The following is an 8929-nucleotide window of genomic DNA, read 5'->3' on the forward strand; positions in this document are numbered from 1 at the left end:
CTATTTAGGGTAAAAAGTGCCTCAAATCCGCGCTTTCCTCGGTTAAATTTTTCCAAATTCCAGCTGGATAATTTGGCTGGGAATTTTGCAGTTAGCCCAGATTTAACTTTTGAGCAGTTCAAAATAAACCGACCGACTTGGGATGCTGTTTGTATAATTAAGAAAACATTTATGCGACCAAAGAAACACCCGACTCGCACGGTTTACCTTTTGAAAAAGCCTGGGCGGTTATTACCGAATTTATTGCAACTTTTCACCATGATGGTAATTTTTACTTTGCTTGGCTCAGCGATTACCGTTTTCATTCCCAAAGCGGTTAACATGCTGCTTGAAAGTCAAAGTTTTACTTGAAAGACCGTCGGAATTTTAGCGCGGTCGTTTTTAGTTTGATTATCGCGCTTGGTTTTGCGATGTATCTCCGCCGCCTAACGGCTAACTTTTTGGCGCGACGTGTTGAAATTGATTACCGCAACCAAGTGCTTGGCCACTTACTGAGTTTAGACATTGCCTACTACGAAAAACACTCTTCGGGCGAGATCGTCACCAAAATCATTAACGACACAAGCATCGTGGCGGAAAACTCCAAGGAAATTCCGGTTTTATTTCTCAGTTCGATCGCGACTTTCATTGGTTCTTCGGTTGTGATGGTTCTAATTGAGTGAAGACTAACGCTGGTCATTTTTGTCAGGTCTTTTTAATTTTGTTAGTGGCGGGCTTAACGTTTGGAATTTTACGGCGTTGGTACCGCAAACTGCGCAAAAACTTACACCGACGTTAACGCCAAGGCGCTCGATCGTCTCAGCGTGGTTAGGTTAATTAAAGCCAATGCTTCAGAGCACCACGAAACTAAGTACTTTGACTCTTTGCACCGGGAGTACAACCGGGTGGGTCGTTCGGTCGATCAGCGCGAAAGTTTAACGTTTGGAATTTTCATGACTGCGATTAGTAGCATTAATGTTATCGCAGTGGTAGCCGGCGTGATTTTCATTACGTTTGGACTAATAAGGCCGACTGAAATTGCGAACCAAATTTGTGCCTTTTGTTTTGTCAACCAACACGCTAATTTTTCCGATTTTTCAAACGATTGGGGTGCTCGGACGATTAGCCTCCACAACAATTTCAATTCAGCGTCTGGAATCGCTTTTAGATCAAAAAAGTCAAATCGTGGTGCCAGCTCATGCTCACAAAATAAAGCAAATTGCCAAAGACATCGTTTTTGAAAATGTTTCCTTTGCTTACAAAAGTGAAAAGTACATTTTGCAAGACTTTTCTTTCCGTTTTAAACGTAACAAAAGTTACGCCTTGGTTGGAACAACCGGCGCGGGCAAAACAACCATTTTCCAAACTTTTACTCCGGTTTTACGACCTCAACAAGGCCGGATTTTAATTAACGGCCACGACCTAAGAAAAGTTGACTTGCGTAGTTACTTAAGTCGGGTTGGCTACATTGAACAAGAGCCGGAAATTTTTAACGGCACGATTGCCCAAAATATTACCTACGGCAGTTTTGAAGCTACCCAAAGTCAAATTGAAGTTGCTGCTGAGAAAGCTAATTTGGCGACTTTTATCGCTTCATTGCCGGCCCAGTACCAAACCGTCGTGGGTGAAAAAGGTTTCATTCTTTCCGGCGGTCAAAAACAACGAATTTTAATCGCTCGATGCTGCTCAAAAACCCCGACTTAATTATTCTCGATGAAGCTACCAGCGCCTTAGACAATATCGTTGAGCGTCAAATCCAAGCTGAACTAAACCAACTTGCGGCCGGCCGAACTAGCATCATCATCGCCCACCGACTTTTCTACGATTCAAAACGTGGACCAAATTTTAGTCTTGGCCCAGGACAAGGGGCTTGTGCAAGTTGGCACTTTTAACCAGTTAGTCAAAAAAACCGGGTTATTTTCAAAAACTTTACCAGGCTGGTTTAATGAAAACTTAGCTAGTCCTTGTTAAAATCACGGTAATGTTTTTAAAAGCAGCGAGTTGAAAAATTTTTGGCGAGGTTGAGCCAGTTGTTTTGATTGTGCTCGGAACGCTCATGATTGCCCTTGGCTTAGCTTGCCTTCTTTTCGTGCCGGGGCAGAAAAAGCCCAGTGGTACAAAAAGCGCCAACTTGATGAATACCGTCGCATTTACCAAAAGCCGGGCGCAAATTACGACCAAAGCGGGATGTACTTGCCCGCTTGGGAGCGCGTTAAACTTTTCAGTCCGATTTTTTTTGCGATCGTTTTAGTCATGATTGGCATCGGTTTATTAATTAATCTTTAACTAACCGCGTTAGTTTTTTCGTCCCAAAAGTCGGACTTACTTTGTAAAGCTGGCGGTTTTTTGAGTCCATTTCAGCGCAACTAATTGGCTCGACTAAGCGTTTCAAGTTAAGATAAAATTTAAGTGAAACCTAAACTAAATCTTTAGCAGCGAAATTAGAAAAGAGACCAAAATGAAACAAACAAAACCGACTTGGAAAAGAAAAATTGCTCGACTTATCTGCGTTGCTTTTGGGCTTTTTGCCACCCTGCCTTTGGCAGTTAGTCAAAGCGCCAGTTCAACCAATCTGTTAACTCAGCAAACTAGTCAATTTTCTGAGCGATCCCAAAGCTCACCCGAACTAAGTTCAAAAAGCGAAAAAATTTCCCAATATCAGCGATCAGGATATGCTACTTGAAAAAGATTTGGAAGGGCTTTGGGAATGAATTCACGATAACTTACCCAGACAAGTTTAAAAGATGTTTACCCGTCACAAATTCACTTAAAGGGGAATATGGCAAGCTCGAAGACTTTGGTTTAGATCATTGAAACTGACGGCAAGAATTTTTAAACACCGCCGATCCCGACGCTGATTTTATTCACCTTGACAACATAAAAAAACAAATTCATAAAATTGGGATGCGCTTTTCGAATTAAAGATCGAATGGACTCCCGCGGCATTGTGCAGACTTGGTTAACGTTAAGACTTAGTTGGGCCAGCGTGAGCAGCGACTCCCACGTCGAGATTACTTATCAATTAGCGGGTTTAAAACTCGCGATTTAGGCAAAGATTATGAGCATCGCAAAGCACTAATTGACAAAACAATCGCCGCCATTAATAACCCAAAAATGACCGCCCGCGACGACATACTTCCTTCTCAGATGGCGACCAAAGTTAAAGCACCCGATTTTTACGATCAACTAGAGATTGGTAAGTTTCCCTCTTTACCGCAAGACATCAAGGTTGAGTTTGCGAATCGGCGAACAAACTAGCGACGAAAAAGGTCCAATTAGAACTTTTAGTCAGTTTGCGAACATCTTATCTTTTTAGTGAATACCGCCGTAGCGCTAGTTTTTTAATTGTCGGTTTTTTTGGATTTGAAAACTTTATCCAACCGCAGTTTGCCTCATTTGTGGGGCTGGTTTGCTCAAAATAAGCCTCGCACGACTTTTAGCAACAAACTACCCAGTCAGATTGGCGTCGCTTACCAAGTTGTTGGTCTGGAAGATTTAGGGATTGGTCACTGGGATTGACGCCGCGAGTTTATTCGTTATAGCGCCCCGAAAAAGCAATTTCCTGACTTGAAGTTTTTGCAAAAAAAATGCTTGGAAAATTGACATTGAACTAAGAATCGCGGAAGTTAACGACAACCCTCAAGCCAAGGGAGTGCGTTTGATTGACGGCGGGTACGTCAAGCTTTGAATGCAACTTAGAATTTTTGGCGCAACAGCTAACGCCGATAAGTTAGGCAACGACTCTTTCAAGGTCGAAAGGTTTAAGAGCAAGTACGCGTACTTGATGGACATGTGAACTTGGGTCACTAACAGTTTTCCCAAGACTTCACTTACTAGCAAACTACCGAGTCAGATTGGTCAAAATGGGTCTGAGACCACTTGAGACGATCTTGGCATTCACGGTTTTGATTGAAAAAACGGGTTTTTAAAACACTGAGATCCGGATAAAGCTTTGCCAGAAGACGAGCGTAAAGAGTTAGAAGCCGAGCTCGCCCGAATCCAACTTAGACTTTGAATCAAAGAGAGCAAAACTCTACCGGCAAACTTTTAATGTGGATGTGACTGACAGTTGACGGCGTGCGCTGCACTTACAACCGGAATTTTTACGATGTCTTCACGATTTCCGGTTATAGGTCAAGTTAATTCAGCGCAGTTAAAATTGGCTGACCACTAGTTTGGCCGAGTGACTGCCCTAGAGGCGATCGCGAGTTGAGTAATTATTTGCCTGCTCTAGAGGAAATTAAAAACTAACTTAACATTAGAACCAACAAACTACAGGCTTTCCCGGCCGGAAAAGAGAAACAATGAAAAATTAGCAAAATACTTTTAAGTCAAAAAATTGTCCGCCCAGTCCTAATGGCCTTGGCGCTTGGCAGCGTCTCGTCACTGAATAATTACCACCAGGGCCAAGCACAACTTAGCAAAGATGGATCGCAGGGCAACTTTTTTGCTGATCAGTCCAGCGCCCGTGCCAGTCGCGTTAATCCCGAGAACATTTACGAGCGATCTGATCAGACTAGATCCACTTTCCAAAGCGAGGAACAAGTGTTAAGAAAAACTTGCAAGGGCTTTGGTGGTGAATTTGAAACCACGTGCCAGACACGAGTCTTAAAAATGCTTATCCAACTGACATTGCTCGCGACGGTGAAGTGGTAAACTTTCAAGGACCTTGGGATAGACCATTGACTTTGGCAAAAGGAGTTTGTTAATAACTATATGGATTTTAACGATCACTTTAGCAATCTTTTTGCTTTCCAAGCTCGCATTTATGAGGTTAAATGCGACTTACGCGTTCGAGAAGTGTTTGATATGAAAGGCACGATTGAAGTCTGAATGACGCTTGGGTTAGACAATGTTTAGCGTCAGCGAAGATTTTCTCGGTTTTCAGTCCTTCTTAATCAGAGGATTTAAAACTTACGACGCTCACCTAGGCTACCAAGAAAACGTAGAGTGGATCGACAAAACGATCGCTTCACTGCCAACCCATCAAGTGAGTAAATTAAAAGGCCGCCTACCGTCGCAGCTCGCTGCTAACGTTGGTCAAAAAAATTTCTTTGACCAACTGGGAATTGGTCGCTTCCCTCCCTTACCTAGATTTGTTAACCTCTGAATCAAAATTGGTGATCAACTAGCGACGAAAAAGGTCAGTTAGAAATTAGCATTATTTTGAGCACTTCTTACGTTTACCAAGAGTACGTTAAACGCAAAACGATTTTAATTTCCGGTTATTTAACTACGGAGTTAAAAAATAAAGTCGCTCCCAACTTACCCCATTTATGAAGTTGGATTTTTGAAAATAAGCCTAGCACCACTTTTGCCAACAAATTGCCAAGTCAAATTGGCCAACTTGGTCAAGTTGTCACTTTGGAAAAACTTGGCATTGGTCACTGGGATTGGCGTAACCAGTTTATTCGCCTAGTTGATTCGCGTCGTCAATTTCCTAATTTGCCCCTAATTAAAAAACACATTTGACACATTGAACTTAGGTTAGTAATAGCCCAGGTTTCAGACAACCCGCCGGGAGAAGTTTTAACCAACGGAGGTCAGATTCAAGTGTGGATGCAAGTGGCTGTACGGCGATTTAGTGGTAGGGGGTGATCCAGTCGGTCGGGAGTCTTTTAAAATTAACAAGTTCAAACATTCTTACGGTTATTTGATGGATTTGTGAACTTGGATCACGGAAAACATGAAAAAAACTACCCGAGTCCAAACATTGCCGAGCCAGATCGGAAGTCGAAAACAAGTTGTTAGTTTAGAAGCACTCGGGTTTGGTCATTTTGATTGAAGAGAGGGATTTCTAAACTATTATGATCCCCACAATTACCTCCCTGAGAGCACAGCGTTAAAAAATCAAATCGCTAAAGTTAAGGCGAGTTTAGAGTTAAGTGGGCTAACGATGGTTTGGGAACATTTGACATGTGACTCGGTTTGGAAGTCGATGGTGTTAAATGCACTTATGATCGCACTTTTAACGATACATTTATCATTTCGGGCTACAAAAAATCCGCTAAAATTAGTCTTTTGAATGGACAAGTTGAGTTAGCAAGTCAAAAATCAAAACTATCTTTTCTAATTGATAATTTTGGTACTTTGGAGTCAAAAGTTAGCCCCAATCAAGACTTAAATAACTAGTCAATCGGTCTGATAGGCATGTTTAAAACAAGTTAATGTCTTCTAATCAGGTCTTGGACATTTTCGAGTGCTATAATCTGGTTGCTCCTAGTTTGTTAACTAACTAGGAGAAAGTTTTTAGAAACGGCAGGTGAACAAAATTCCAGGTTTAATTTCCAAATTATTTCACCGAAAAAAAACTGTTCCTCAAGTTGCTGTTAATGGTCAAGGTAAAAAAGGTAATTTTCGAAAGTTTCTCTCGAAAATTTCGGGATCTTTTATGTTGCCCATTTCCGTGATGGCGATTGCGGGACTTTTTCTTGGTGTCGGTGCTACGATTGCGACCCAAGCTAAAGGCGGAGTTGCCGACGCAACTAACGCCGGAGTTAAGCTGGGTCAGTTTATTCAAAATGCTCGGCGATCCGATTTTTGCGGCGATGCCGATTTTATTTGCAGCTGCGATCGGGTCGCTTTTACCGACGAAGCTGGTGTCGGGGTTTTTCGCGGCGATCGTTGGTTTTTTGATTTTCTCTCAGTCTTCAATCAATTTTTATTGACCAGGTTTTAGACAGTGAGGGGAATTTAGTCGGTTACCGAGTGCTGTTTGAAGCGGGCGGACGCGACGCGGCTTCCTTAAAAAACCTAGTTGGGTCCAACTTAGGGATTCGTTCGTTAAACACCTCGGTTTTTGGTGGCATTATCGTGGGAGCGATCGTAGCTTTTTTGTACAACCGTTTTCAACACTATTCAACTGCCCAAGTAATTTCATTTTTTGGCGGTAAACGTTTTGTTTCTTTGCTCGTAATCGTTGCCAATGATTCGCTTGCTTTCATCTTTTTGCTTTTTTACCGTGGTTGGTAAAGCGCTATCGGTTTTTGGTCGCGCTTCGGGCAAAAATACCTTACGGTTTTGACTCCTTTATTTTTGGTTTCGTGGAACGTTCGCTGATTCCTTTTGGTCTACACCACGTTTTTCTACGCGCCGCTGTGGTGATCTGACGCGGGCGGTAACGGATTAGTTGAAATGCAAAATTGAATCGACAGAGTTAAACCGGTGGCCGGTCAGGGCAACTGGGAACAGTTGTTGCAACTGCTTAAAAGAATCAGAGAGTAAGTCGGTCGGCGACTCTTTGCTTTTGAATTACGATCAACTCTTTCCACAGCAACGTCGTCAGTTGAACATCTAACGGTCAAAGTGCGGAGTTGCCAGTTTTTGATTTTGTCAGTCAAGAGTTAGGTATTCGTCTTGGCCGCTTTATGCAAGGTAAATTTGGGTTTCATGATTCTTGGCCTGCCGGCGGCCGGAGCCGCGATGGTTTTAGCGGCTCCAAGGAAAACCGCAAAGTCGCGCTCGGAACCGTTTTCCCAGCTTGCTTGACCGCCTTTTTGACGGGCGTGACCGAGCCGATTGAGTTCACTTTTCTATTTTTGGCCCCTTGACTCTACTGGGGATTTCACGCTTTGATGGCGGCAATTTCGTTTTTGGTTAATGAATTTGTTCGGCGCTCACATCGGAATGACCTTCTCGGGGGGGTGTTAGATTTATTATTTATGGGGCTATCCCAGTGGCAAAGGGAACTTACTTTTGGTACGCCATTTTAATCGGAGCCGCTTACATTCCGATCTACTTCTTTGTCTTCTACTTTGCGATTAAACGTTTTGATTTACAAAACTCCAGGTCGCGGTACTAACACAGCCCTTTACACCAAAAAAGATTACCAGTCTGAGCGAGGTAAATCAGTCAATCTTCGGGCGGATTTTCCGACGATAAACAAGTTAATTTGGTGGTTGAAGGTTTTGGGGGTTGAGACAACATCAAAACTTACACGAATTGCGCCTCTCGACTTCGTTATGATGTTTACGATCCGTCCAAAGTTAAAACGAGCAAATTCAAACAGGCCGGCGCCTTCGGGGTTCAAAAGTGGGTCAAACCGCACTACCAAATTATTTTTGGCCCGGCGAGCGAACAAATTAACGCCAAATTATGGCGGCAAGAGGTAATAAAATGTCAGTTTCCACCCCAACTTTAGAAAAAACAAAAGTATCTTCGGCCGAGACGCTTAAGAATTGAAAAAGTTGACTGTTAAAGCGGTTGTAAGCGGAAAATCTATGACGCTTAAATCACTCAAAGACGGCGTTTTTTCCGAAAAAATCATGGGTGATGGTTTGGCGATCATGCCCAAAGTAAGCAGTAAACAATATTTCTAACGCGCCGATTAGCGGCAAACTGGTCACGGTTTTTCCAACAGGTCACGCCTACGGCATTCAAAATCAGGCGGGTGTGTCCAGTTTTAGTGCACATTGGGATTGACACGGTCAACTTACGCGGAGAAGGATTTAAATCTTTGGTTAAGCAGGACCAACACATTAGTGTTGGCGATCCAATCGCCGAGGTCAACTTAACTTTGGTTAGAAAAAAGCTCCTTCCATCGCGACTGTGGTCGTGCTAACACCGACTCTAAGGGTCAGGCCAAAATGATTATTGCTAGCGACCAATTGTTTAACCGCGACACGACAATTTTTAAAGTTAAGTAGTTGTTTAATTTGCACACAACCAAGACGCCAAACTTGTTGTTTTTTTGTAAAATTATCCTAAAATTGCGGTATAATGCTATGACCGCTTTATTAAGTTGTATATATAGGTAAAGACTCGGATTTGAAACCAACCAGTAAAGTCTGGTTGTTTTCTAACGAAATTGGTCGTCGGAAAGGATCTCAAAATTGACTAAAAAAAAAATTGAAAAAAAAACGCTTGGCTGATTAGCGCTTGGGCCCTTGCCTTTTAGTCGCCAGTTTGAGTGCGGTATCGTGTCTTAAACCTAATCCAGCCCAAATTGAGG

17 protein-coding genes are annotated in these 8929 nt (G+C 42.6%); all 17 read left to right on the forward strand.

What is annotated here, in order from left to right:
• Nucleotides 1-347: 347 nt before the first annotated feature.
• The 17 genes from CSH31_RS04135 (at nt 348) to CSH31_RS05135 (ending at nt 8297) form a co-directional block, all read left to right on the forward strand.
• Nucleotides 348-698 carry an ABC transporter transmembrane domain-containing protein gene (locus CSH31_RS04135; protein ID WP_128008926.1) on the forward strand — a complete coding sequence of 117 codons (351 nt, stop codon included), beginning with the start codon at nt 348-350 and terminating at the stop codon, nt 696-698.
• 319 nt (nt 699-1017) lie between these two features.
• Nucleotides 1018-1683: an ATP-binding cassette domain-containing protein gene (locus CSH31_RS04140; protein WP_161565738.1), complete on the forward strand. Its 666-nt coding sequence runs from the start codon at nt 1018-1020 to the stop codon at nt 1681-1683.
• Nucleotides 1659-1871, forward strand: a complete 213-nt coding sequence (locus CSH31_RS04145; RefSeq protein WP_128008928.1) for a hypothetical protein — start codon at nt 1659-1661, stop codon at nt 1869-1871. Before CSH31_RS04140 ends, CSH31_RS04145 begins: the two co-directional genes overlap by 25 nt.
• Nucleotides 1872-2055: 184 nt before the next feature.
• A complete protein-coding gene (locus tag CSH31_RS04150; RefSeq protein ID WP_128008929.1) occupies nt 2056-2265 on the forward strand; it encodes a hypothetical protein in 210 nt (69 codons plus the stop codon).
• Nucleotides 2266-2955: 690 nt separating this feature from the next.
• Nucleotides 2956-3237, forward strand: a complete 282-nt coding sequence (locus CSH31_RS04155; protein WP_128008930.1) for a hypothetical protein — start codon at nt 2956-2958, stop codon at nt 3235-3237.
• 244 nt (nt 3238-3481) lie between these two features.
• Complete coding sequence (locus CSH31_RS04165) at nt 3482-4030, forward strand: hypothetical protein (protein ID WP_148669021.1); 549 nt, start codon at nt 3482-3484, stop codon at nt 4028-4030.
• A gap of 305 nt (nt 4031-4335) precedes the next feature.
• Entirely contained in the window at nt 4336-4635 is a 300-nt protein-coding gene (locus CSH31_RS04170; protein ID WP_128008933.1) for a hypothetical protein, read from the forward strand.
• Between the two features lie 60 nt (nt 4636-4695).
• Entirely contained in the window at nt 4696-4839 is a 144-nt protein-coding gene (locus CSH31_RS04440) for a hypothetical protein (protein WP_161565739.1), read from the forward strand.
• Nucleotides 4832-5131: a hypothetical protein gene (locus tag CSH31_RS04175; protein ID WP_128008934.1), complete on the forward strand. Its 300-nt coding sequence runs from the start codon at nt 4832-4834 to the stop codon at nt 5129-5131. The genes CSH31_RS04440 and CSH31_RS04175 overlap by 8 nt, the downstream gene beginning before the upstream one ends.
• Before the next feature lie 14 nt (nt 5132-5145).
• Nucleotides 5146-5601, forward strand: coding sequence for a hypothetical protein (locus CSH31_RS04180; RefSeq protein WP_128008935.1), 456 nt, complete (start codon nt 5146-5148; stop codon nt 5599-5601).
• Between the two features lie 279 nt (nt 5602-5880).
• Nucleotides 5881-6111 carry a hypothetical protein gene (locus tag CSH31_RS04185; RefSeq protein WP_148669022.1) on the forward strand — a complete coding sequence of 77 codons (231 nt, stop codon included), beginning with the start codon at nt 5881-5883 and terminating at the stop codon, nt 6109-6111.
• A gap of 130 nt (nt 6112-6241) precedes the next feature.
• Nucleotides 6242-6658: a hypothetical protein gene (locus CSH31_RS04775; RefSeq protein WP_236630724.1), complete on the forward strand. Its 417-nt coding sequence runs from the start codon at nt 6242-6244 to the stop codon at nt 6656-6658.
• Nucleotides 6659-6687: 29 nt separating this feature from the next.
• Nucleotides 6688-6951, forward strand: coding sequence for a PTS transporter subunit EIIC (locus CSH31_RS04780; protein WP_236630725.1), 264 nt, complete (start codon nt 6688-6690; stop codon nt 6949-6951).
• Between the two features lie 93 nt (nt 6952-7044).
• Entirely contained in the window at nt 7045-7203 is a 159-nt protein-coding gene (locus tag CSH31_RS04785; RefSeq protein WP_236630726.1) for a hypothetical protein, read from the forward strand.
• An 89-nt stretch (nt 7204-7292) separates the two neighbouring features.
• Complete coding sequence (locus CSH31_RS04195; protein WP_128008937.1) at nt 7293-7691, forward strand: PTS transporter subunit EIIC; 399 nt, start codon at nt 7293-7295, stop codon at nt 7689-7691.
• Between the two features lie 182 nt (nt 7692-7873).
• Nucleotides 7874-8119 carry a PTS transporter subunit EIIB gene (locus tag CSH31_RS04200; RefSeq protein WP_161565740.1) on the forward strand — a complete coding sequence of 82 codons (246 nt, stop codon included), beginning with the start codon at nt 7874-7876 and terminating at the stop codon, nt 8117-8119.
• Between the two features lie 37 nt (nt 8120-8156).
• Nucleotides 8157-8297 (forward strand): PTS glucose transporter subunit IIA, encoded by a 141-nt coding sequence (locus CSH31_RS05135; protein ID WP_128008939.1) that lies wholly within the window; start codon nt 8157-8159, stop codon nt 8295-8297.
• The last annotated feature ends 632 nt before the right edge of the window (nt 8298-8929 follow it).

The sequence above is a fragment of the Mycoplasma sp. ATU-Cv-508 genome (assembly GCF_004011945.1).
Taxonomy (GTDB): Bacteria; Bacillota_I; Bacilli_A; order Mycoplasmatales; family Metamycoplasmataceae; genus RYZV01.